We start from the raw sequence: 24,311 nt of genomic DNA, 5'->3' as shown, positions 1-24,311 counted from the left end.
GAAGATGAAAATACAGGTGTTAATGGAAAATACGGCGGAAGGAGCTCTCTGCAGAGAGCATGGGCTCAGCCTGTTTTTGGAGGTGGAAGGACGTAAACTACTCTTTGATACGGGTAAGAGCGGGCGTTTTTTGGAAAATGCAGACAGGATGGGTGTGGACGTGTCGGCCGCGGATCTGGTTGTGCTGTCTCACGGGCATTATGACCATGGAGGAGGGCTGCCCGAATTTCTGAATAGGAATCAGACCGCGAAGGTGTATGTTCAGGAGACTGCCTTTGGCTCTTATTATGCCAGCAGAAGTGACGGGACTTATGAATATATCGGAATACTTCCGGAACTGGGTGAATCTTCCCGTCTGGTCAGGCTGTCCGGTGATTTTGAGATTGAAAAAGGGCTGCGGCTGTTCCGCTCGATGACAGGGGAACGGTTTACATCCGGTTCCAATCAGGTGCTCCTGATCAAGGAGGGTTCCGGATACAGGCGGGATTTCTTTGAACATGAGCAGAATCTGCTGATTGAAAAAGAAGGGAAGAAAGTATTGGTATCCGGCTGCGCTCACAGGGGAATTGTCAATATCCTAGATCGGGCCATGGAACTGGCCGGAGGGCCAATGGATGTGGTGATTGGCGGATTTCATCTGTCAAATCCTGGAGAAGGAGGGACAGAACCGGCTGAGACCGTCAATGGAATTGCAGATTATCTGAGATCCTTTCCCACACGGTATTACACCTGCCACTGTACGGGACTGCCCGCGTTCCAGATGCTGAAGGACAGAATGGGCGCACAGATATCCTATGCATCGGCCGGGAATTTATTGGAAATTTAAACTTTGTGCTTTACACCTTTTTACTAGGGCGCTACTTGCAGCAGCCTATTTCTGTTTGAGGGAAAAAAATGGAATATAAGAATTATTCGGAGATACAGGTGCAGGATTTTGTGTATAACATGCTGATGGACAGCATCTATGCCAATCTGTATATCACAGATGTTGACACCTATGAAGTTCTATACATGAACAGAATCATGAAAGAAATGTTCCAGGTGGAGCATCCGGAAGGAAGACCTTGCTGGCAGGTGCTTCAGAAGGGTATGGACGGCCCCTGTCCATTTTGCCCGGTACCAAAACTTCTGAAGCAGCAGAAGGAGAATGAGCGTCCCATTGTAAAGTGGATGGAGGAGAATACTCTTCTGAAACGTTCCTACGACAACTATGATACTCTGATTGAATGGGTTGACGGCCGTACCGTGCATCTTCAGCATTCCGTAGATGTAACCGAACAGTTGGAGCTCACGAAAGAAGCGCGGATTGATGAGTTGACGCAGATGTTCAACCGCAGAGCCGGGAAGCTTCTGCTGGCACAGAGGATTTCAGAGGCCAGGCGGGCGGGAGTGCCTCTGTCTGTGTGCCTGTATGACCTGGATGGGCTGAAGTATATTAATGATAACTATGGCCACATCGAGGGGGACAGGGCGCTCTCTTTTCTGGCGGAGACTGTATTGCAGAATCTGCGCATGGAAGACTTCGCTTTCCGGATGGGCGGCGATGAATTTGTGATCGTTTTCTGGAATATGGGAAGCGGACAGGCACTTCAGGCCATGGAGGATATCACACGGCAGATAGAGCAGACTCAGGGCGGCGATTATTTTGAATATGTGATCTCCTTTTGTTATGGAATAGCTGAGGCTGTACCGTCAGAGGAAAACACGGTGTCTGAATTGATTGCAAGAGCAGACCATGCAATGTATGAGGAAAAGCGGGAGAGGCATATCCGTAAGGCGGAGCAAAAGCTTCTGGGGGCGCAGTCAACGGGCAGACTGGGACGGGAATTTCCCTATGATGGGAAACAACTGTACCGGGCACTGAGTGAAAGCACGGATGACTATATTTATATAGGTAATATGAAGACGGGGACTTTCCGGTATCCCGCCGCAATGGTGAAAGAATTTGAAATTCCGGGAGAGATTGTGGAGAATGCTGCTGCTGTCTGGGGACCGTTGATTCATCCTCATGATAAAAAGGATTTCATGAGTGCAAATCAGGAGGTGGCGGACGGCAGGGCGGAATGCCACAATGTGGAATACAGGGCGAAGAACCGGAAGGGGCAGTGGGTCTGGCTCAGGTGCAGAGGGAGCCTGGTCAGGGATAAGCACGGGAATCCGGATATGTTTGCGGGCATCATCACCAATCTGGGCATCAAAAACCGTATTGACCATTTGACGGGACTGTATAATAAGATTCAGCTGGAAGAAGAAGTACACCGGCAGATCCGGAATTTTCCCTCTGTTTCCTTCGGCCTGCTGATCCTCGGCATGGACGATTTCAAACACATTAATGATCTCTATAACAGGGAGTTTGGGGATGAAGTTCTGAGAATTACCTCCCAGAAGATCCGCTCCATTCTTCCGGGGAATGCGGAGCTGTATCGGATGGACGGAGATGAGTTCTGCCTCCTGTTCCGGGGGTCGCGGCCTGAGAAAATCAGGTCTCTGTATCAGAGGATCCAGGAGGTATTCCGGAATCAACAGCAGTATAACGGGAATAAATATTATTGTACGGTCTCGGGCGGCGTGTCTTTCTATCCGCAGAACGGAAAGGATTATCAGACCCTGATCAAATATGCGGCCTACGCGCTGGAATTTACGAAGCATAATGGCAAAAACAGGGTCACGATCTTCGATGAACAGATTCTCCGGCACCGTAAGAGAGAGTTGGATCTGAATGAGCTGCTCAGAGAAAGCATGGAAGCATCCTTCCGGGATTATTGCCTCTATTATCAGCCGCAGGTAGACAGTTTTACAGGAGAATTGAAGGGAGCGGAGGCTCTGGCCAGGTGGCGGAATGAAAAATACGGAGAAGTTTCTCCTGCAGAATTTATACCTATTTTAGAACAGAGCGGCATGATTCTTCAGGTGGGACGCTGGATTACAGAGGAGGCTGTCAGGCAATGCAGCATCTGGCGGAAGCATAAGCCGGATTTTGTTATGAGCATCAATCTTTCTTATCTGCAGGTAGTCGAGCCGGATTTCATCCAGCATATCTGCCAGGTTGCCGGCAAGTATGGGGTTCCCTGCCAGAATCTGATGTTTGAACTGACGGAGACATATTTTGTCAAAGAGAGAGAATATCTGAAGGGGATCTTCGAATGTGCCCGTGAGATGGGCTTTGGGATTGCGATGGATGATTTCGGCACAGGCTATTCGTCACTGGGAGTCTTAAAGGATATACCGGTCAATCTGGTGAAGATCGATCAGACTTTCGTGAGAAATATCTCCCAGGACAGCTTTGACGCTACGTTTATTCAGTTTATTGTGCGGCTGTGCCACAATGTGGGTAAGAGGGTCTGCCTGGAAGGTGTGGAGACAGAAGAAGAGTACCAGATTGTGAAAAAGAGCGGGCCGGAATATATACAGGGCTATTACTTTGGCAGGCCTGTGCCGGTGAAGGAGTTTGAGGAGAAATATCTGGAACTGCGGAAAGCTTAGCGCTCCCGCAGTTCTTCTAAATTCTTCTTCAATTCGATCATTTTATCCCTGAGCTCGGCAGCAGTCTCAAAGTTCAGGTCGGCAGCGGCTGCTTTCATCTGCTTCTGAACCTTTCCGATCAGCTTCTCAAGCTCTTCGCGGCTCATGGATTCCGGATCTTTCTCCATCTGGTTTTCGGTACGGGCGACTTCTTTGGAGATGCTGATCAGATCCCTGACGCTCTTCTGGATGGTCTTTGGGGTGATGCCGTGCTCTTGGTTATAAGCCTCCTGAACCTCCCGGCGTCTTGCGGTTTCGTCAATGGCATGGCGCATGGAATCAGTCATCACATCCGCGTACATGATGACATGGCCGTCCACATTCCGGGCGGCGCGGCCGATGGTCTGGATCAGCGAGGTTTCGGAACGGAGGAAGCCCTCCTTGTCGGCGTCGAGAATGGCCACAAGGGTGATTTCCGGGATATCAAGCCCCTCACGGAGCAGGTTAATGCCGACCAGGACGTCGAATACGTCCAGACGCATATCGCGGATGATTTTTGTCCGTTCAAGGGCATCGATATCGGAATGGAGGTAACGGACCCTGATCCCGGCATCCTTCATATAGTCGGTGAGATCTTCCGCCATGCGTTTGGTGAGCGTTGTGATCAGGACCTTGTGATGAAGTGCGGTTTCTCTGTTGACTTCACCGATCAGATCGTCAATCTGCCCTTCGACAGGGCGTACCTCCACCCTGGGGTCCAGAAGGCCTGTGGGACGGATGATCTGTTCCGCCCTCAGAAGTTCGTGATCGGCCTCGTACTGGCCCGGCGTGGCGGATACGAATAGAATCTGGTCGATCTTACTCTCGAATTCCTGGAAGTTCAGGGGCCGGTTATCCTTGGCGGAGGGGAGGCGGAACCCATAATCTACCAGAGTAGTCTTGCGTGACTGGTCGCCGGAAAACATTCCTCCAATCTGCGGAATCGTCTTGTGGGATTCATCGATGATGATGAGAAAATCCTCCGGGAAGAAATCCATCAGCGTATAGGGCGGCTGTCCCGGTTCCAGGCCCGACATGTGCCGGGAATAATTCTCTATGCCGGAACAGATTCCGGTTTCACGGAGCATTTCAATATCGAAATTTGTCCGTTCCTCGATCCGCTGGGCTTCCAGGAGCTTACCTTCGCTTTTAAAATAGCGGACTCTCTCTTCCAGCTCTTTTTCTATCTCCTTGGTTGCTTTGAAAATCGTCTCCATGGGGACGACGTAGTGGGAAGCAGGGGCGATAGCCACATACTTCAGCTCCGAGCGGATCTCCCCGGTGAGCGTGTCGATCTGTGTGATACGGTCGATCTCGTCGCCAAAAAACTCAACGCGGACAGCCATATCGCTTTCCTCGGCGGGAATGATTTCCAGCACATCCCCCCGCACACGGAAGGTACCCCGGTGAAAATCCATCTCATTCCGATCGTACTGGATATCAATCAGCTCCCGGATCACCTCGTCCCGGTCCTTTTGCATGCCCGGGCGCAGGGCGATGATCATTTTCTCATAATCCTTGGGGCTGCCCAGGCCGTAAATACAGGAAACACTGGATACGACAATGACGTCCTTCCGCTCAATCAGGGAAGAAGTGGCGGAAAGGCGCAGTTTGTCGATTTCCTCATTCATGGAGGAGTCCTTGGCGATATACGTATCGGAGGAAGGCACGTAGGCTTCCGGCTGATAGTAATCGTAGTAGGAGACAAAATATTCCACCGCATTATTTGGAAAAAATTCTTTGAATTCACTGTAAAGCTGGGCCGCCAGGGTTTTGTTGTGGGCAATGATGAGCGTCGGCTTGTTCAGAGCCTGGATGACGTTAGCCATCGTGAACGTCTTTCCGGAACCCGTGACGCCCAGCAGCGTTTCGCATTGGTTTCCCTCTTTGAAGCCCTTCACCAGATCAGCGATGGCCTGGGGCTGATCGCCGGTGGGGGCGTATTCAGATACTAATTCAAAATGATCCATAAAGGCGTCTCCTTTAATCTGCATACATTAGCAGTTCGTTAAGCTTATCCATCAGATATCCGGAGGGTTCCCGGTTATCCTCTTTGATTGTAAGCATTTTCAGCAAATCGTCGTCGGTCAGGCTGATGATGAGGTTCCCATGCTCCTTCAGGCTTTTTAACGCCACCTTTTGGGCGCTTTTGTCAAATCCCCTTCTGGATATGATAAAAGCTACATTGCGCAATGCCATTGAGGAGAGGTATTTTTCTGTAATACAAACCGGATTTTGTGAAACCTCGTCCGAGTAGTTCTTGAATTCAAAGACCACATAGTTCGTCCGGTAGAAATGCTTGAGGAATCCCCAGAAACTGTCTCTGTTCGTCAGCTTGATGGAACATACCATGTCCATGCGGAAAAGTCCTTCTGTAGTCTCCAACTGCTCCTTCATAATATCAAAATCTGCTGCAAACAGCTCTCTGAGTATGGCAGAACAGATCGCTTCATACTGCCTGACGGCTCCATGGTCCCTGCCTGGGCTGCAATTCTCCAGCCGTTCGGCGTAATCACTGCTGATCTTGCCCTTTGTTCCGGCCGCGGGGGGCAGCACCGGAAAGTCGGGAAAAGGAGCCCCGGCCAGTAGTCGGCGCTGGGGAATGGAAGAGATGGAAAATGGCACTGCTTCCAGTAATTCATTATACAGGGCTTCGTCATTTCTGCACAGGTATATAAAGTTGGAAATATCGGCAATGAGTATCTGATGGTCTTCGTAGGCCGTCCTTCTGAGCGCCTCATCCGTTTCGCTGAACAAAAACAGGCACAGACGGTATCTGTCCCGTGCGCATCCTGAACGCAGGCGGCAGTCGACTGCCTGCTGCAGAGCTTTATATGCCGTCTCGTAGGGGATTCGGGGCCGCTTGTATGTCTTTATCTCGATCAGGTATTCAGCCCCGTCTTTTTGTACCAGCAGATCTCCGTAGGAACTCTGAGAAGGTGGTTCAGGCAAAGGATCAAATCCGTTCTTCTGCAGAAAATGCAGACAGAAAGCTTCAATCCTCTCGAATTCCTTGTTCTGGTAGCTGTAACCATCCTTCACCGCGTCCGGAAAGGTATATCTGTAAATCAGTTTGGAATTCGAGAACCAGCCATCGGCTTTATCGGACATAGAAGAAGTAAATCCCACATAGACCGCCTGGTGATTGGCCAGACAGATCTCTTCCAGAAAAGCGTTCTCGAAGTAAATTCCGTCACAGATAATTGTGGGAAAACCGGCAACGGCGGTGAGCCCGTTACGCTGTACATCCATATAGGTTGACAAAAGGATGTCCTGACCAGAGTATTCCCGGCTGCGGGTGCAGACTGTGACAAAAACTCCGATTCTGTCCAGCATACTATGTAATTGTTCGCATAGATCGCGTTTGGGGCTTAGTATTAACACCCTGCTGCCTGCTTTTACCCGAGCTGCAGCCAGCGCCGCTATGACAGGCGTCCTGCCGGTACCTGCAGCCATGGCGATACGGAGTTTTTTCGCGCCGCTTTGAATCGCATGTTCGGCCCGTTCCAGGGCTTCTTTTTGATAATATCGTAATTCCATAAGCTTTCCCTTTTGTGATGAGTTGATGGTTCAATTGCTCTGCTTTATAACAACAGCCTTCCGGCTGGGGGGGGACCGGGTTTTACAGATATTATTATAACAGAAAATATAGCGCATGTATAGATGAAACCGAATGTCTGTTCTGATAATTAAAACGCTGAGACAAGCGCCCAGTCATTTCAAGAGCATGAGTAACGGTATACTTTGTGGTATCATTGGATGGCGGACGGCAGCGAAGGGACTGATGCGGGAGTGAAAAATGTAAGTGCCTGGTGGACAAAACCGGTGATCGGCGCTATATTAGTAGTAATGAAAATACGGAAGAACCGCCAAGGAGGTTATTGCAGTGACGATCAATGAAATTGCGGAGATGGCCGGAGTATCCCGGGCGACGGTATCGCGGTATCTTAACAATGGATATGTGAGCGGAGAAAAGAGTGAGAAGATCCGGAAGGTAATCGAGGAAACAGGGTATCAGCCTTCTGCACAGGCGCAGGTTCTGCGGACGAAACGGACGAAGCTGGTGGGGGTGATCATTCCCAAGATCAATTCGGATTCGATCAGCCGGATGGTGGCAGGAATCAGCAGCGTGCTGTCAGATGCCGGATATGAGCTTTTGCTCGCCAACACGGATAACAATGAGAAGGATGAAGTGAAATATCTGAAGGTTTTCACTGCCAATAACCAGGTGGACGGTGTGATTCTGGTCGGAACAATTCTGACGCGGGAGCATAGGAAGGCGATCCGAGAGATGCAGCTTCCCGTTGTGGTACTGGGACAGCATCTGGAACAGTGTTCCTGTGTCTATTACGATGATTATCAGGCGGCGCGGGATCTGACAGAATTGCTGCTGTGCAAAGGGGACAGGGTCGGCTATATCGGGGTGACAGAACGGGATCAGGCGGCAGGCAAGATGCGCAGAAAAGGTTTTGAGGATGCGCTGAGGGCTGCCGGAAAGAGGTTGGAGCCGGAATGGATGGAGGAAGCGTGTTTCCGTATGGACTCCGGATACGAAGCGGCGGAGCGTCTGTTTTCCCGGTGCGGGGAAGTTGATTCGCTGTTTTGCGCGACGGATAATATAGCCATAGGAGCCATGATGTATCTGAGGGATCAGAAGGTGCAGGTCCCGGAGCAGGTCCAGCTGGTTGGAATCGGTGACTCGGAGAAGTCGCACGTAATTCAGCCCTCTCTGTGCACGGTACATTATTATTATAAGACCAGCGGGGAAGAGGCTGCGAGGCTTTTGCTGGAGCTGCTCTCCAGCGAAGAGGAGATCCGCAAGGAAATTAAGATGGGATACAGAATCGTAGAGAACGATTCCATACGGAAATAGAAGTGTGGAGACGGCAGGGGATTTGGGCAATATGCTTCAAAAATCCCCTGTTTTTTTATGAAATAATTCAGGCTGATTTTGATTTACAAATGAGGAAATCGGAATTATAATATATTTAAAACATGAGATCGATCTCATAAAATAATAATAGATATACCGGGTAAAAACATGGTTATCCGCAGACGAATTGACGGCCGTGGAAGAATAACGCGGAAAAATCTGGGAATAATATCACAATTAATTGAAGAAGAATTGGAGGAGAAGTGACGATGGATTACAGGAATGCGGCGAAAGAAGTGCTGGAGAACATCGGCGGAGCCGGCAATATTGTATCGGCAGCCCACTGTGCCACCAGGCTGCGTCTGGTAATTGCAGACAATGAAAAGTGCAGAAAAGAAGCGCTGGAAGAAGTCGAGGGAGTCAAAGGTGTGTTTGAGGCCTCCGGGCAGATTCAGATTATCTTTGGCACAGGAACCGTGAACAAAGTGTTTGAGGAGTTTGTAAGTCTGGCGGGGATCAAGGCGGGCACCAAGGAAGAAGTGAAGCAGGCGGCTGCTTCCAAGCAAAATCTTTTTCTCCGTGCCATCAAGACGCTGGGAGATATCTTTGTTCCCATCATACCGGCGATTGTCGCCAGCGGGCTGCTCATGGGGCTGCTGGAAGGGCTCAGCAATATCTGGCCGTCCCTGGCGGATTCAGGAACCTATCAGATTTTCCATCTGTTCAGCAATACGGCGTTTGTATTTCTGCCGGTTCTGATTGCGGTCAGCGCGGCGAAGGCCTTCGGAGGCAACCTGTTCCTGGGCGCCGTCATCGGAATGATTATGATCCATCCGGACCTTCTGAACGCGTGGTCGGTGGCCGGATTAAGCGCGGCGGAGATCCCCAGGGCCACTGCCTGGTTTGGGCTCTTTGATATCAATCTGGTGGGTTATCAGGGACACGTTATTCCGGTTATCATTGCCGTATGGCTGATGTGCATGCTGGAGAAGTGGCTGCATAAAATTGTGCCGGAGATCATTGACCTGTTTGTGACGCCGCTGGTGACAGTGCTGGTTACCGGATATCTGACGCTGACAATCATCGGCCCCATTTTTTCCACAGTGGAAAATTGGGTGCTGGCAGGGGCGCGGACGCTAATCGGCCTCCCGTTTGGCATCGGAGGGCTGATTATCGGTGCGTTATATGCAGTGACAGTAGTTGCCGGCGTACATCATATGTACAATGCGATCGAAGCCGGGCTGCTGAGCGCAACGAACCTGAATACCTGGATGCCGATCGCAACCGCGGCCAATGTCGGACAGGGGGCGGCGGCCCTGGCGCTGGCCCTTAAGACAAAAAACAAGAAGACAAAGGCGATGGCCCTTCCGGCCTCCCTGTCCGCATTTTTAGGTATTACAGAGCCTGCGATTTTCGGTGTCAACATCCGGTATATGAAACCTTTTATTGCCGGATGCATCGGCGGAGCCTGCGGCGGCCTGGTGGCCGGGCTGTTCGGGGTGGGAGCTACGGCCTATGGAATTACGGGCCTGTTCGGTTTCCTGATTACCACTCAGTTCCTGGGCACATACGCGCTTGTTATAGCGGTTTCGGCAGCCGTTGCCTTCATCCTCTCCTGGATCATGTATAAAGAAGTCCCGGCAGAAACGGACCGGGTGATGTCGGGGCAGGCAGAAGAATCAGAAAGCTCCGGTGCGGCGGGCGCAGGGCCCGGAAGCGGAGAGCCTGCAGGAGGTACGGAAGCAGAACCCGCTGTCTGGTGTCCGATTGAAGGAGAGGTCATAGAATTATCCGGTGTGAAGGATGAGACCTTTGCAGGGGAAGTGCTGGGAAAGGGAATTGCAGTCATTCCGAAGGAAGGAAAAGTTCTGGCGCCTTTTGACGGGACGGTTGACACGGTTTTTGACACAAAGCATGCAATTGGAATGACCTCTGACAGGGGAGTGGAGCTGTTAATCCATGTGGGGATTAATACGGTGGAGTTAAACGGCGTGCCCTATAAAGCTCATGTGGCTGACGGTGATACGGTGAAAAAGGGCCAGCTTCTGCTGGAGTTTGACATTCAGGCGATCCGGGAGGCGGGTTATGACATCACCACGCCGGTTGTGGTCACGAATACAGATGATTTTCAGGAGGTGGAAGCGGTTAAAACGGGAGAGGTGCATCCGGGCGAGGAGGTGCTCAGGGTATGGTAAAGGAGTGGCAGGACGACGGCTGGAGGCTGAAGTTCCACCTGATGCCGCCGGCCGGCTGGCTCAATGATCCCAACGGGCTGTGCCAGTTTCGCGGTGAATACCATGTGTTTTTCCAGTATCAGCCGGAGGATGCCGGCGGAGGAGGGAAAACGCCGAAGGTATGGGGGCATTACGCGGGGAACAGTCTGCTCCATATGCGGTTTGAAGGAATTCCCTTTCAGACGGGCCGTCTGGACCGCAACGGGAGCTATTCCGGATGCGCGTTGATTGAAAATGATGAGATGCAATTATATTATACAGGGAATATCCGCCTTCCGGGAGATTATGATTACATTCATGACGGCCGCGAGAGTAATACGATCCGGGTGGTCAGCAGGGATGGCGCTCATTTTGGAAAGAAAGAACTTCTTCTTAAAACTGCCGATTACCCGGCAGAGTGCACCAGGCATGTGCGAGATCCGAAGGTATGGAAAGAAAACGGCCGGTACTATATGGTACTGGGAGCCAGGCTGAAGGGGGGGCAGGGAGCGGCCCTGGTCTATGACAGCTGTGACCTGAAGAAGTGGAAATTTTTAAAAAAGATCACGACGCCGGAAGCCTTCGGGTATATGTGGGAATGCCCGGATTATTTTACCGCCGGTGAAGAGAATATCCTTTCCGTATGCCCTCAGGGCTTAGAGGAGGAGGAATGGCAGTATCAGAACATCTATCAGGCTGGTTATTTTACCGTAAAAGGGGATATCAGAGAAGAACAGCGGCTGGAGGTATTTACTGAGTGGGACAAGGGCTTTGATTTCTATGCGCCGCAGACCTTCCGGGATGAAGCGGGCCGCCGGATTCTCATTGGCTGGGCGGGGATGCCGGATGCCGGCTATGAAAATCCCACAGTGACCCGGGGCTGGCAGCATGCGCTGACCGTACCCAGAGCGCTCAGCAGCAGGAACGGAAAAATCCTTCAGCAGCCGATGGAAGAACTGAAGACTCTGCGTTACGGGAAACAGGAGATTGATCCCACAGGCAGCTTTTTGCTGGAAGACGGAAGCGGCGATGTGGAACTCCAGGCCGGAGACGGCGGACGGGAATGGCAGATTTTGATTGGGAATGGCTGTGCCCTCACCTGTCATAAAGGTGTACTGCAGCTGGAATTTAGCCAGGGATGGGGCTATGGGAGAAAAATCCGCGGAACCAGGCTGGAAGAATGCCGGAATGTCAGGATTCTGATCGATACCTCAATGCTGGAAATCTATGTGAATGACGGAGAAATAGTGTTCACTTCCAGATTTTATCCTGAGTTTGCGTCTGGAACGGGAACGGTGAAACCAGAAACGCGCACTCTGCTATTAGAATTTAACTGCCCGGGCATGATAGCAGCCGGATGGCAGATGCGGGAAATGGAGATTGATCTGTAAATGCCCGCTTGACTCAGAAGAGAGAAAAATGATAAATTACTGTAAAAGCCCCGGACGGCAGTTATAGGGGGCAAAGGAGCGGAGCGCAGCGCAGGGGAAGCATGTTTGAAAGGAGGAAATTACAATGAAAGTATTTCAGTATGTGATTACAGATGAGGTGGGCATCCATGCCAGACCGGCAGGCTTGCTCGTAAAGGCGGCAAAGCAGGCGGCGTCTCAGGTGAAGATCGAGGCTAACGGGAAAAGTGCCGACGCGAAGAAGCTTATGGCCCTGATGTCCCTTGGAGTAAAAAAGGGACAGGAAGTAAAGGTGACCGTTGAGGGGCCGGATGAAGAAGAAGCGGCTGGCCTTCTGGAACAATTTTTCAGAGAAAACTTGTGATCTGAATTTCCATAGAGAAAGGGTAAGAGATGGAGAAATATTCGGGAAAATCCATTTATAAAGGAATCGCAATCGGGAGAATCCTGTTTTACGGAAAAAAAGCAGCGGTAATCAAAAGGTATAAGGTGGAAGACCCGCAGGCGGAGATTGAGCGGTATGAACGGGCGAAAAAAGCAGCGGTCAGCCAGCTGAATAAGCTGTATGAAACGGCTGTTCTGAAGGTTGGTGAAGAAAATGCGGCAATCTTTGAGGTTCACGCAATGCTTCTGGAGGATGACGACTTCAATGATTCCATCCGCAATATGATAATGACTCAGCAAATCAATGCCGAATATGCCGCCGCGGCCACCGGGGAGAACTTTTCCAATCTGTTCGCACAGATGGAGGACGAATATTTTCGCGCCCGGTCAGCGGATATAAAGGATATTTCTGAAAGAGTCGTATCCATTCTCTCAGGAAAAGAGCAGGGACGGAAATTTGATGAGTCGGTGATCGTTGCCGCTGATGACCTGATGCCCAGCGAAACCGTACAAATGGATAAAGAAAAGGTATTGGCTTTTGCGACCAGACTGGGATCGTCCAATTCCCATACGGCAATACTGGCCAGGACCATGAACATACCCGCGCTGACAGGTATCCCGGTCATGCCGGAATGGGACGGCCGGCTGGCAATTGTGGACGGCCACAGCGGCACCCTGATCCTGGACCCGGATGAAGAGTCTCTGGCAGAGATGAAACAAAGGCAGGAAAATGACCGGGAGGTCCGCAGGCTGCTGCAGGAGCTGAAGGGTAAGGAGAACATAACCCTTGATGGGAAAAAGATCAGCGTCTATGCTAATATCGGAAGCCTGGCCGACGTGGGAACGGTACTGTCCAACGACGGGGGCGGGATCGGGCTGTTTCGGAGTGAATTTATTTATCTGGGAAAGAGCAGCCTTCCGACAGAAGAAGAGCAGTTTCAGATCTACAAATCTGTAGCTGAGATGATGGCCGGGAAAAAGGTGATCATACGCACCCTGGATATCGGAGCGGATAAACAGGCGGATTATCTGGGCCTGGAGAAGGAAGATAACCCGGCTATGGGCTTTCGTGCTATCCGGATTTGCCTGAGCCGTCCTGAGATTTTCAGGACGCAGCTGCGCGCCGTTTACCGGGCCAGCGCATTCGGCAACATTTCCGTGATGTATCCCATGATCACTTCCGTAGAAGAGGTGAAAAAAATCCTGCGGATTGTGGAAAACGTCAAAAATGAACTGACTGAGTCAGGCATACCCTGGGGCGAAGTGGAGCAGGGCATCATGATAGAAACCCCTGCGGCCGCCCTGATCAGTGATCTTCTGGCGAAAGAAGTGGATTTCTTCAGCATAGGCACCAACGACCTGACACAGTACACGCTGGCCATGGACCGTCAGAACAGCAAGCTGGATGAATTCTATAATCCCCATCATGAAGCGGTACTCCGCCTGATTGAGCAGGTAGTCCGGAACGGACACAGGGAAGGCTGCTGGGTTGGCATCTGCGGAGAGCTGGGGGCAGATTTGGAGCTGACAGAAAGATTCCTGCGGATGGGGATTGATGAACTTTCGGTAGCGCCGGGAATGATACTGGCAGTGAGAAAGCAGATACGGAACAGCACGGCAGGAATCTAACTCCTGTATGAGAAGCAGTGGAACGGCTCAGCGCCTTCTGCTGCTTTTCTGGTTGCTAAGGAGGAATGAAATACAATATTGTTGGGATTGAAAAATTGTGCGTTTTCCGTTAGAATGATTATGGAAGCCGGCAGGAATTTGGAGGGGCCGGCTGTCTTGCTAATTTGATTACGAGTCATCAGGGAGAATAAATATGAATTTTACAGTGGAAGAGTATCTGGATCTGCTGGAGGGTGCGGATCAGGTGACCGGAAGTAAGCTGTACCGGATGGGGGAGGCAGAGGTGTCTGGCATTACCTATGAATCGGAGAAGGCCGGGCCGGGCAGCTTGTTCATCTGTAAGGGGGCGTTGTTTAAGAAGGAATATCTGGAAGAAGCGGTTTCCAGGGGCAGCATCTGCTATGTCAGCGAAAGGGATTATGGCCTGGAGCAGGTACCGCGTATCCTTGTGAAAAATATACGGGAAGCGATGCCGCTTCTGGCGGAGAAGTTTTACCAGGTTCCGGAAGGGATGCTGAAGTATATAGGAGTTACGGGTACGAAAGGGAAGACTACAACTACGTATTACATCAAGGGGATTTTTGATGAATACATGAAGCAGACGGGTGGCCGGGGGATCGCCTGCCTGACATCTGTAGAGACCTATGACGGGAAGGAACGGGAAGCGGCCAGCATCACGACGCCGGAATCCCTGGAGCTGTACCGCCATTTCAGGAATGCCTGTGACAGTGGAATTACCTGCCTGGCCATGGAAGTATCCAGCCAGGCCCTCAAGTATGGAAGAGTTGCAGGAATTGCCTTTGACGTGGGAGTTTTTTTGAATATCTCGGAGGATCATATCAGCCCGGTGGAGCATAAAAGCTTTAAAGACTATTTTTGCTCTAAACTTCAGTTGTTCCATCAGGTCCGGACAGCGGTCGTAAATCTGGATTCTGAGTTCAGCCGTACGGTTTTGATGGAGGCCTCCTCGGCTGGCCGGATACTGACGTTCGGTACGAAGCCGGGAGCCGATATTTACGGGCATGATGTGTGTGTGGAGAATGGTAAAGTGAGGTTCTCTGTAACCTGCGACCGTTTTGAAGGAGAATTTTCACTGGCCATGCACGGGATCTTTAATGTGGAAAATGCGTTGGCGGCTATTGCTGTTGCCTACGCCTGTGAGCTGCCGTTCGCGACAATGCAGAAGGGACTGGCAGGAGTCACTGTGGACGGACGCATGGAAGAATACAGCAGCCGGGACCAGAAGCTGAAGGCAATTGTAGATTATGCTCATAACGGCCTGAGCTTTGAGAAGATTTTTGATTCTGTACGGGTGGAGTATCCGGATTACAAGATCGTTTCCGTGTTTGGATGCCCTGGCGGCAAGGCGCTGAACCGGCGGCGGGACATGGGGCTGATCGCCGGAAAGGCCTGCAGTAAAGTCTATCTGTCGGCGGATGATCCGGGACCGGAGGAGGTTCAGGACATCTGTACGGAAATCGGCCGTTTTGTTGAGGATACCGGCTGTCCCTACGAGTGCATTTCTGACCGGGAGGCAGCCATCAAAAAGGCAATGACGGAGGCAGAAGAAAATACAGTTGTGCTGGTGCTCGGCAAAGGTGGGGAAAACAGCCAGAGGGTCGGTCAGATACTTTGCGCTTATAAGTCTGATTCAGAGGTTGTGAGAGAATGCATCAGAGAGTATGACAGCAAGCTTCCTTATGGAAGACCGAGGCGCCTGTAGAATAAGAAAAAAGCTCTGTGTGGAGGGATATGCCCTTTGTCAGGAAGGCGGGGAGCATATTTGAGACGCCGCACAGAGCTTTATTTTATAAATACTTTACTTCTGGTTCTTTTCCACTTCCTGCAGTTTCATCGCACGGACCTTCAGAGGGAGGCCAAACAGAGTAATAAAACCGCTGGCATCCTGATGGTCGTACAGATCTCCGGTCTTGAAGGAAGCCAGGGACTCGTTGTAGAGGGTGTACGGGGAGGTAGTGCCGGCTTTGATGATATTGCCCTTGTACAGCTTCATTTTCACTTCTCCGGTCACGTATTTCTGAGTGGATGTTACAAAGGCCTGGATTGCTTCTCTCAGAGGCGTGAACCATTTTCCCTCATATACGATCTGGGCGAACTGACTGCCCAGTTTCTTTTTTGTCTCCAGTGTCTCGCGGTCGAGGATCAGCTCCTCCAGCTGGTCATGCGCTTCCATCAGGATAGTGCCGCCGGGAGTCTCGTAAACGCCGCGGGATTTCATGCCGACGACTCGGTTCTCCACGATGTCGACGATACCAATGCCGTGTTTCCCGCCCAAAGCGTTCAGGGTGGTTATAATTTCGGAAACTTTCATTGCTTTTCCGTTCAGAGTCTTGGGGACGCCCTGTTCGAATGTAAGGGTCAGGTATTCCGGTTCATCCGGAGCTTTCTCCGGAGTAACGCCCAGTACCAGCATGTGGTCATAGTTGGGTTCATTGGCAGGGTCCTCCAGCTCCAGCCCTTCATGGCTGATATGCCACAGGTTCCTGTCGCGGCTGTAGCTGCTGTCGGCGGCAAAGGGCAGGTCTATGCCGTGCGCCTTGCAGAATTCCATCTCTGCTTCGCGGGAATCCATCTTCCACACCTCCGGCATACGCCAGGGCGCAATCACCTTCAGATCAGGAGCCAGAGCCTTGATCGCCAGCTCAAAACGGATCTGGTCGTTGCCCTTGCCGGTAGCTCCGTGGCAAATAGCCGTTGCGCCCTCCTTGCGGGCGATCTCAACCAGCTTTTTGGCGATGACCGGACGGGCCATAGAGGTCCCCAGCAGATATTTGTGCTCATAGACAGCGCCCGCCTCCACGCAGGGCATGATGAAATCATCACAGAATTCATCGGTAACATCTTCTATGTATAATTTAGCGGCGCCGGACAATTTAGCTCTTTCGTCCAGGCCGTCCAGCTCGTTGCCCTGCCCGCAGTCAACGCAGCAGCAGACCACGTCATAACCAAAATTTTCCTTCAGCCACGGAATAGTTGCGGTGGTGTCCAGCCCGCCGGAATATGCTAAAATAACTTTTTCGCTCATGGTAGAATCCTCCTTAAAATACGTTTAAGTTTCGCTGCATGTAAATATACATCAATGCGAAAGAATATGCAAGGGTTTTTTGGATTTATTTAAAAAAACTTGCATATTTTGAGGAATGAATGTATAATTATGCAATATGAGGCGGGAAATATGCATAAATGCATGCGTTCATGCATTCATATTCAATGGTGCGGGGGCTTTACATGTGATAGCGGTTGGTATATTCTATAGGTTATAAAATACGATTGATTCAAAAGGAGTACGGATTATGATTAAAGCTGGAATTATTGGGTCTACAGGGTATGCGGGCGCTGAGCTGGTCCGCCTGCTGCTGGGGCATAAGGATGTGGAGATTGTCTGGTATGGTTCCAGGAGCTACATAGATAAGAGGTATTCGGAGGTCTATCAGAATATGTTCCGGCTGGTGGAAAATGTCTGCCAGGATGATAATATGAAGGAACTGGCGGATGCCGCAGACGTGATATTTACGGCGACGCCTCAGGGACTCTGCGCATCTCTCGTAAATGAAGATATATTGAAAAAAGCCAAAATTATTGACTTGAGCGCGGATTTCAGGCTTAAGGACGTGAAGGTCTACGAAGAGTGGTATAAGATAGAACATCGGGCGCCTCAGTATCTTTCTGAAGCGGTCTACGGGCTGTGTGAGATCAACAGAGAGGATGTGAAGCAGTCCAGGCTGGTGGCCAATCCGGGATGCTATACGACCTGCTCGATTCTGAGCGTCTATCCGCTGCTGAAGGAAGGGATTATCGACGGGAATACGGTGATTGTCGATGCAAAATCGGGCACTTCAGGCGCCGGCAGAGGGGCCAAAGTGGATAATCTGTTCTGCGAGGTGAATGAAAGCATTAAGGCATACGGGGTGGCTACTCACCGGCATACGCCTGAGATTGAGGAACAGCTGGGCTATGCGGCGGGATATCCGGTTACGATTAATTTCACGCCCCATCTGGTCCCCATGAACCGGGGGATTCTGGTTACGGCTTACGCCTCTCTGATAAAGGACGTCTCCTGGGAGGACGTGCGGGCGGCCTATGAGAAATATTATAAAGATGAGTATTTTATCCGCCTTCTGGACAGAGACGTGTGCCCCCAGACAAAATGGGTGGAGGGCAGCAACTATGTGGATATTGGTTTTAAACTGGATCACCGGACGAACCGTATTATCATGATGGGCGCGCTGGATAATCTGGTCAAGGGGGCTGCCGGGCAGGCAGTGCAAAATATGAATCTGATGTTCGGGCTGGATGAGACGGAAGGTCTCCGCCTGGTTCCGATGTTTCCGTAAAATGGGGAGGTAGAATATGAAAAAAATGGATAGTGGAGTGACGGCGGCCATTGGCTTCCAGGCGGCGGGAGGAAGTGCAGGAATCAAGAAGGGCAATGTAAAGGACATGGCGCTGCTGTACAGCATAGTTCCATGCGTGGCGGCAGGAACCTTTACGACAAATATTGTAAAAGCGGCTCCTGTGAAATGGGATCAGCACATTGTCTATGACTGTGAAGCGGCCCAGGCTGTGGTCTGCAACAGCGGCGTGGCTAACGCGTGTACCGGTGAAGAGGGGTACCGATGCTGCAGGGAAACGGCTAAAATGGCGGCGGAAGTCCTGAAGATCCCGGAGGATTCTGTGCTGGTGGCGTCCACAGGGGTAATCGGGCAGCAAATCCCCATGGATAAAATAATTGAGGGGGTAAAAATGCTTGCTCCGCTGCTTTCCAATTCCAGGGAGGCGGCCAGCCTGGCGGCCCAGGCTATCATGACGACCGACACCAGACAGAAGGAGGTTGCGGTTTCTGTTGAAATCGGAGGGAAAACCGTAACCGTCGGCGGCATGTGCAAGGGCTCCGGCATGATACATCCCAACATGTGCACGATGCTGTCGTTTCTGACGACGGATGCGGATATTTCCAAGGAGATGCTTCAGGAGGCGCTGTCAGAGGTTGTAAAGGATACATACAATATGGTATCTGTGGACGGGGATACGTCTACCAATGATACGGTGCTTCTTCTGGCCAACGGCCTTGCCGGCAATCCGGTGATTAATAAAAAGGACGGGGATTACCAGAAGTTTCTGGAAGCTCTGTATGAAGTTAACACAATACTTGCGAAAAAGATTGCCGGTGACGGCGAAGGGGCCACGGCTCTGTTCGAGGTAAAAATCACCGGGGCTCAGAGCAGGGAGCAGGCGGCGGCCCTGGCTAAATCTGTGATCACCTCTAACCTGACCAAAGCCGCGATCTTCGGACATGATGCCAATTGGGGCAGAATCCTATGCGCTATGGGATATTCCGGCGCCAAGTTCGATCCGGAGAAGGTGGATCTGTTCTTTGAGAGCGCGGCCGGCAGGCTGCAGATCATTGAGAACGGTGTGGCTGTAGATTACAGCGAGGAAGAGGCGACGGCGATTCTGTCGGAAGCAGAGGTTACGGCGATTGCCGATCTGAAACAGGGAAAAGCGGAGGCTACTGCCTGGGGCTGCGACCTTACCTATGATTATGTGAAAATCAATGCGGATTACCGCTCCTGACAGGCGAGGGATCAGTTCAGGCTGCTGCGCAGGTAAACTCACAGGACATCCCGCAACACATGCCACTGGCGTGGAGGGGAACGCCTTGGGCTGTTTCCCGGCCTGATAGGACATATATTGGGGATATTCTGGAATATAGAAAATGTGATTGAGAGGATAAACGGCATGGTTATGCAGAAGTATCTGGATAAAGCAGAGGTGCTCATTGAAGCGCTGCCTTATATTCAGCGTTTTAACAGGAAAATTATTGTGGTGAAATACGGCGGCAGCGCCATGGTAGATGAAGAGCTGAAGAGAAATGTTATCAAAGATGTAGTTCTGCTGAAGCTGGTTGGTTTTAAGCCGATTATCGTACACGGAGGAGGCAAGGAAATCTCCCGGTGGGTCGGTAAAGTGGGCATGGAGCCTAAATTCATCAACGGCCTCCGGGTGACGGATCAGGATACCATGGAAGTGGCGGAAATGGTTCTTAACAAAGTCAACAAGGAGCTGGTCAGCCTCGTTCAGTCCCTGGGGGTTAAGGCTGTGGGCATCAGCGGAAAAGACGGCGGCCTGCTGAAAGTGGACAAGAAGCTTTCGGGAGGCGAGGATATCGGATATGTGGGCGAGATCCGCAAGGTGGCGCCGAAGATCCTCTACGACCTGTTGGAAAAGGATTTTCTGCCGATCGTTTGCCCGATCGGAATGGATGACGAGTTCCATTCTTATAATATCAATGCGGATGATGCCGCCAGCGCCATCGCGGAATCTGTCAGCGCTGAAAAGCTGGCTTTCCTGACGGATATTGAAGGCGTGTTCTATGACAAAGACGATCCGTCCTCTCTGATTTCAGAACTGCGTCCTGACGAGGCGGCCAGGCTCATTGAGAATGGAAACATAGGCGGCGGTATGATTCCTAAGCTGCAGAATTGCATCGACGCTATCAATAACGGTGTATCCAGAGTGCATATCCTGGACGGGCGGATTCCCCATTGCCTGCTGCTGGAAATATTTACAAATAAAGGAATTGGAACGGCGATTCTGAAAGATGATGAGGAGAAATTTTATAATGGAAATGATTGATTATATGAAAATGGCGGATCATTATGTGCTGCATACGTATAACCGCTTTCCGGTGGTTTTTGAAAGAGGGAAGGGTGTCCGTCTCTATGATACGGACGGTAAGGAATATCTGGATTTTGCGGCGGGGATAGCAGTATTTGGCCTGGGGTATGGGAATGAAACGTATAACGCAGCCTTGAAGGATCAGATCGATAAGATCATACATACGTCTAACCTCTATTATAATATCCCGATGGCAGAGGCGGCCAAAAAGCTGACAGAAGCATCCGGCATGGACAAAGTGTTTTTTACCAACAGCGGCACAGAGGCCATTGAGGGAGCGATCAAGGTGGCCCGGAAATACGCCTGGCTCAAGGACGGTGGTGCTGATCATGAGATAATAGCCATGAACCATTCCTTTCATGGAAGGAGTCTGGGCGCTCTGTCTGTCACAGGAAATGCTTATTACCAGGAGCCCTTCAAGCCACTGATTGGCGGCATACGTTTTGCCGATTTCAACGACCTGGACAGCGTAAAGGCCCAGATAACCCCCAGGACGTGTGCGGTCATCCTGGAGACCATTCAGGGTGAAGGCGGTATCTATCCCGCGGAAGAAGAATTTCTGAAGGGTGTGCGCGCCCTTTGCGATGAGAGAGATATTCTGCTGATTCTGGATGAAATCCAGTGCGGCATGGGACGGAGCGGCAGCATGTTCGCCTGGCAGGAATACGGCGTGGAGCCGGACGTGATGACCTGCGCCAAAGCTCTGGGCTGCGGCGTGCCTGTGGGGGCTTTCGTTCTGAATAAAAAAACTGCGGAACAATCCCTCGTGCCGGGCGATCATGGCACAACCTACGGAGGAAACCCTCTGGCCTGCCGGGCAGTCAGTACGGTGTTTGATCTGTTCGCTTCGGAACATATTGTGGAGCATGTGCAGAAAACTGCCCCCTATCTGGAAAAGAAGCTGGATGAGTTGGCAGCTGAGTACGATTTTATCAGCGCCCGCAGAGGAAAGGGATTCATCCAGGGCCTGGTCATTGAGGGGCGGAAGGTGGGAGACATCGTCGCCAAATGCCTCGAAAAGGGGTTAGTAGTCATCAGCGCCGGAACCAATGTGCTGCGATTTGTGCCTCCGCTGATTGTAACGGAAGCAGATATAGATGAAATGACCGCGAAGCTGAGAGAAGCGCTTAAATAAAGGGTGATATCAGAGAGGCTGGGAAAAAGCCTCTCTGATTTTGCTATATAGAGATAGGATCGGTTGAAATCAGCTCACAGACCCGTTCGCACTGCTCTGCAAGAGCTTCATAGAAATCAGCAATGTGTTTTCCGTCCACCAATGCGTGGTGGCATAGTACGGATACTGGCAAAAGGATTCGCTCGTTCTGAGTGAAAAATTTCCCCCAGGTTATTCTGGGATTGCTGTCGGCAGGAACTGGTACTGGCTGAACCAGCGCGGCATAGGAAAGCCAGGGCAGGGTAGAAATATAAAGCAGGTCGTTGGCGGCGTCATTTTCTTCAATATCCCGCTTTTCTTTGGCTATTTGCTGTTCGAGTCTTCCATATTCCAGATAATCCCAAAATGAAAGCCTGTCTTCCAACGTACAATAACAATAGGTACCATCCTCCAGTGCCACTGTGTGTGAGGTCCTACAGTTTTCGTATTCAATGATTCCCCCATTGGCTATCCGCTGCCTGAATTCGGGAACGGCGTTGGCCGCCCTGGAAACACAGTAGCAGATAGTGAGGAAAAAAGGAAGCTTCTGCGCCTTCACTGCAGACTGCAATTTTGTTATATCTATGTTCACAGTTGTGCCCACATAGGGAAAAGCCAGACTATTAAAATAGTCAAAATGGCTTTTTCTTTTGTAGTGATCCATCTCAATTTTATAAAATTCATTGATAAAACCCCTGCTTTCTTTCGTAGTGTCTCTGTCAATAACTGGCCATAATCCTGCGAATTATATTCAACAATTTGGGGCTGCTAGCAGAAACGATCAGCCATATCAGAGATTATATAATCATTTATTTATTATAAAGCATCTGCTCCAACTGAGCAAGATCATAGGAAACCGGAATATTTTCCCGTTATTCAGGATACGCTAAAAGAAAAAAGGAGTTTGGGGAAATGATGGGGATTTTTATTGCTTTGTTATCGGGTGCTCTGATGAGTATCCAGGGGGTATTCAATACAGAGGTCACCAAACAGACCAGCCTCTGGGTATCAACCGGATGGGTACAATTCTCTGCGCTGGCCGTCTGCATAATTGCCTGGTTCTTCACGGGACGGGAAAGCGTCAGCGCGCTCTGGAGCGTGGATCAGAAATATACGCTGCTGGGCGGTGTAATCGGAGCCTTTATCACCGTCACAGTCATCCAGAGCATGGGCAAACTGGGCCCGGCGCAGGCAACGCTGCTAATCGTAATCGCACAGCTGGCAATTTCTTACCTGGTAGAACTATTCGGACTGTTCGGAGTGGAAAAGCAGCCGCTGGAGTGGCGGAAGCTGATCGGGATGGCGGTGGCTGTGGGAGGAATCATACTCTTTAAATGGGAATAATTTCAGCTTTGCTTCCAATTGGTCGGGGAAGGGAGGGCGTTTTGGATACCCGGACGAAAGGCTGAGAGGAGACGGGGCGGAACAGGGACGGCGCCATGGAAGGCTTCGGCCCTGTTCCGCCCCGTCTTCTCCCAGCTCTTCTGGTGATCTAAAACGCTTCACCCAGGTTCTCCGAAAGTGTCATCGGTATGGTTTCTGACAGTAATCAGTGATTAACTGTGACCGATTGGCGCCAGTATTTCTTTATGAATACCGAAATCTACCGTCTGTGACCATCGGGGTTCCCCCCTGGCGAGAGCAACTGTACCGTCTGGAACTCTCCCGCCGCTTTTCGTCCGGGTATCCACCCACCCCCGCCACAAACCTATAATTTTTCCAGTGAAAAGGTTTGATTAACGTCTTGTAATTGCCCTCAAAATTCGTTACAATAAGAATGGTTATGCATTTACAGGGGACCTTACAGCAAATTTAGCTGTGAGGAGTGATACAGAGTGTATAAAAGATTTCTGTGTTTTCTGTTTCTGGCCGTTTTTCTTTTCTGTGGCTGTATGGATGAGAGCGGCGTTTCTTATGAGTTGTCTTCGGAGTCCGGAGCTGAGGGGATTGAAGAAATGGAAGAACAAGAGGCAACTACAGAGGATACCGCTTCCGGCGGAGCAGAGGCTGAGCCGGAATCAGTATTTATATATGTCTGTGGGGCGGTGAATTCTCCCGGAGTCTATGAACTGCCGGAAGGCAGCCGGGTGTATGAGGCTGTTGAGGCGGCAGGGGGGATGACGGAGGATGCGGATGAACGGAGCCTGAATCAGGCGGGGCTTCTGCAGGATGGGCAGCAGATTACTGTCTATACCGTTGAGGAAGCGTCCGGGACCGTTCCGGGATCAGGAGCTGTCCCGGACGGGCTTGAAAGCGGGAGAGTGAACCTGAATACGGCGGGGAAGGAGCTTTTAATGACCTTGCCGGGGATCGGTGAGGCCAAGGCGGAAGCGATTCTGACGTACCGCAGTGAGCACGGACCGTTCTCGGACATTGAAGAGATTAAGAATATTGAGGGTATCAAGGAGAAGGTCTTTGAGAAGATAGAGGGCCTGATAGAAGTATAGGAG

At 51.0% G+C, this 24,311-nt stretch carries 18 protein-coding genes; 14 read left to right on the top strand and 4 right to left on the bottom strand.

Translation table 11 applies throughout. The features are described 5' to 3' along the window. The first annotated feature begins 4 nt into the window (after positions 1-4). Together H9Q79_RS08655 and H9Q79_RS08650 are read left to right on the top strand one after the other, a co-directional pair. The gene (locus tag H9Q79_RS08655; RefSeq protein WP_249329649.1) at positions 5-826 is read left to right on the top strand and encodes an MBL fold metallo-hydrolase; all 822 of its coding nucleotides are present in this window, start codon (positions 5-7) and stop codon (positions 824-826) included. 68 nt (positions 827-894) lie between these two features. Further along, positions 895-3,483 carry a bifunctional diguanylate cyclase/phosphodiesterase gene (locus H9Q79_RS08650; protein WP_249329648.1) on the top strand — a complete coding sequence of 863 codons (2,589 nt, stop codon included), beginning with the start codon at positions 895-897 and terminating at the stop codon, positions 3,481-3,483. On the opposite strand, the gene uvrB is transcribed toward H9Q79_RS08650, so the two are convergent. Continuing rightward, entirely contained in the window at positions 3,480-5,471 is a 1,992-nt protein-coding gene (gene uvrB / locus H9Q79_RS08645) for an excinuclease ABC subunit UvrB (RefSeq protein WP_249329647.1), read from the bottom strand. The genes H9Q79_RS08650 and uvrB overlap by 4 nt on opposite strands. Positions 5,472-5,484: 13 nt before the next feature. Then, positions 5,485-7,041 carry a DEAD/DEAH box helicase family protein gene (locus tag H9Q79_RS08640; protein ID WP_118643149.1) on the bottom strand — a complete coding sequence of 519 codons (1,557 nt, stop codon included), beginning with the start codon at positions 7,039-7,041 and terminating at the stop codon, positions 5,485-5,487. A gap of 346 nt (positions 7,042-7,387) precedes the next feature. On the opposite strand from H9Q79_RS08640, the gene H9Q79_RS08635 reads away from it, so the two are divergent. The 6 genes from H9Q79_RS08635 to H9Q79_RS08610 all read left to right on the top strand — a co-directional run bounded on the left by H9Q79_RS08635 (position 7,388) and on the right by H9Q79_RS08610 (position 15,732). Then, positions 7,388-8,374 carry a LacI family DNA-binding transcriptional regulator gene (locus H9Q79_RS08635; protein ID WP_118643151.1) on the top strand — a complete coding sequence of 329 codons (987 nt, stop codon included), beginning with the start codon at positions 7,388-7,390 and terminating at the stop codon, positions 8,372-8,374. A gap of 269 nt (positions 8,375-8,643) precedes the next feature. Further along, the gene (locus H9Q79_RS08630) at positions 8,644-10,569 is read left to right on the top strand and encodes a sucrose-specific PTS transporter subunit IIBC (RefSeq protein WP_118643153.1); all 1,926 of its coding nucleotides are present in this window, start codon (positions 8,644-8,646) and stop codon (positions 10,567-10,569) included. Further along, the gene (locus H9Q79_RS08625) at positions 10,563-11,978 is read left to right on the top strand and encodes a glycoside hydrolase family 32 protein (protein WP_249329646.1); all 1,416 of its coding nucleotides are present in this window, start codon (positions 10,563-10,565) and stop codon (positions 11,976-11,978) included. The genes H9Q79_RS08630 and H9Q79_RS08625 overlap by 7 nt, the downstream gene beginning before the upstream one ends. A gap of 124 nt (positions 11,979-12,102) precedes the next feature. Continuing rightward, positions 12,103-12,360, top strand: a complete 258-nt coding sequence (locus H9Q79_RS08620) for an HPr family phosphocarrier protein (protein WP_249329645.1) — start codon at positions 12,103-12,105, stop codon at positions 12,358-12,360. Positions 12,361-12,389: 29 nt separating this feature from the next. Continuing rightward, positions 12,390-14,009 (top strand): phosphoenolpyruvate--protein phosphotransferase, encoded by a 1,620-nt coding sequence (gene ptsP / locus H9Q79_RS08615; RefSeq protein WP_118643159.1) that lies wholly within the window; start codon positions 12,390-12,392, stop codon positions 14,007-14,009. A 193-nt stretch (positions 14,010-14,202) separates the two neighbouring features. Next, complete coding sequence (locus tag H9Q79_RS08610; RefSeq protein WP_118643161.1) at positions 14,203-15,732, top strand: Mur ligase family protein; 1,530 nt, start codon at positions 14,203-14,205, stop codon at positions 15,730-15,732. Positions 15,733-15,828: 96 nt separating this feature from the next. On the opposite strand, the gene H9Q79_RS08605 is transcribed toward H9Q79_RS08610, so the two are convergent. Then, the gene (locus H9Q79_RS08605; protein ID WP_249329644.1) at positions 15,829-17,055 is read right to left on the bottom strand and encodes an argininosuccinate synthase; all 1,227 of its coding nucleotides are present in this window, start codon (positions 17,053-17,055) and stop codon (positions 15,829-15,831) included. A gap of 268 nt (positions 17,056-17,323) precedes the next feature. Between H9Q79_RS08605 and argC the strand changes: the two genes are divergently transcribed. The 4 genes from argC (at position 17,324) to H9Q79_RS08585 (ending at position 21,843) form a co-directional block, all read left to right on the top strand. Beyond that, positions 17,324-18,364, top strand: coding sequence for an N-acetyl-gamma-glutamyl-phosphate reductase (gene argC / locus H9Q79_RS08600; RefSeq protein WP_249329643.1), 1,041 nt, complete (start codon positions 17,324-17,326; stop codon positions 18,362-18,364). 16 nt (positions 18,365-18,380) lie between these two features. Beyond that, positions 18,381-19,604, top strand: coding sequence for a bifunctional glutamate N-acetyltransferase/amino-acid acetyltransferase ArgJ (argJ, locus tag H9Q79_RS08595; protein ID WP_118643163.1), 1,224 nt, complete (start codon positions 18,381-18,383; stop codon positions 19,602-19,604). A 165-nt stretch (positions 19,605-19,769) separates the two neighbouring features. Continuing rightward, positions 19,770-20,666 carry an acetylglutamate kinase gene (gene argB / locus H9Q79_RS08590; RefSeq protein ID WP_118643165.1) on the top strand — a complete coding sequence of 299 codons (897 nt, stop codon included), beginning with the start codon at positions 19,770-19,772 and terminating at the stop codon, positions 20,664-20,666. Then, positions 20,653-21,843: an aspartate aminotransferase family protein gene (locus H9Q79_RS08585; RefSeq protein ID WP_249329642.1), complete on the top strand. Its 1,191-nt coding sequence runs from the start codon at positions 20,653-20,655 to the stop codon at positions 21,841-21,843. Before argB ends, H9Q79_RS08585 begins: the two co-directional genes overlap by 14 nt. Before the next feature lie 43 nt (positions 21,844-21,886). On the opposite strand, the gene H9Q79_RS08580 is transcribed toward H9Q79_RS08585, so the two are convergent. Beyond that, positions 21,887-22,549, bottom strand: coding sequence for a CatA-like O-acetyltransferase (locus tag H9Q79_RS08580; protein ID WP_334298977.1), 663 nt, complete (start codon positions 22,547-22,549; stop codon positions 21,887-21,889). A gap of 224 nt (positions 22,550-22,773) precedes the next feature. On the opposite strand from H9Q79_RS08580, the gene H9Q79_RS08575 reads away from it, so the two are divergent. Continuing rightward, positions 22,774-23,205, top strand: coding sequence for a DMT family transporter (locus H9Q79_RS08575; protein ID WP_118643171.1), 432 nt, complete (start codon positions 22,774-22,776; stop codon positions 23,203-23,205). A 491-nt stretch (positions 23,206-23,696) separates the two neighbouring features. Further along, positions 23,697-24,308 (top strand): ComEA family DNA-binding protein, encoded by a 612-nt coding sequence (locus tag H9Q79_RS08570; RefSeq protein ID WP_249329641.1) that lies wholly within the window; start codon positions 23,697-23,699, stop codon positions 24,306-24,308. Positions 24,309-24,311: the final 3 nt, after the last annotated feature.

This window comes from Wansuia hejianensis (genome assembly GCF_014337215.1).
GTDB classification, from domain to species: Bacteria; Bacillota; Clostridia; order Lachnospirales; family Lachnospiraceae; genus Scatomonas; species Scatomonas hejianensis.
This window is presented reverse-complemented; position numbering and strand designations above follow the sequence as displayed.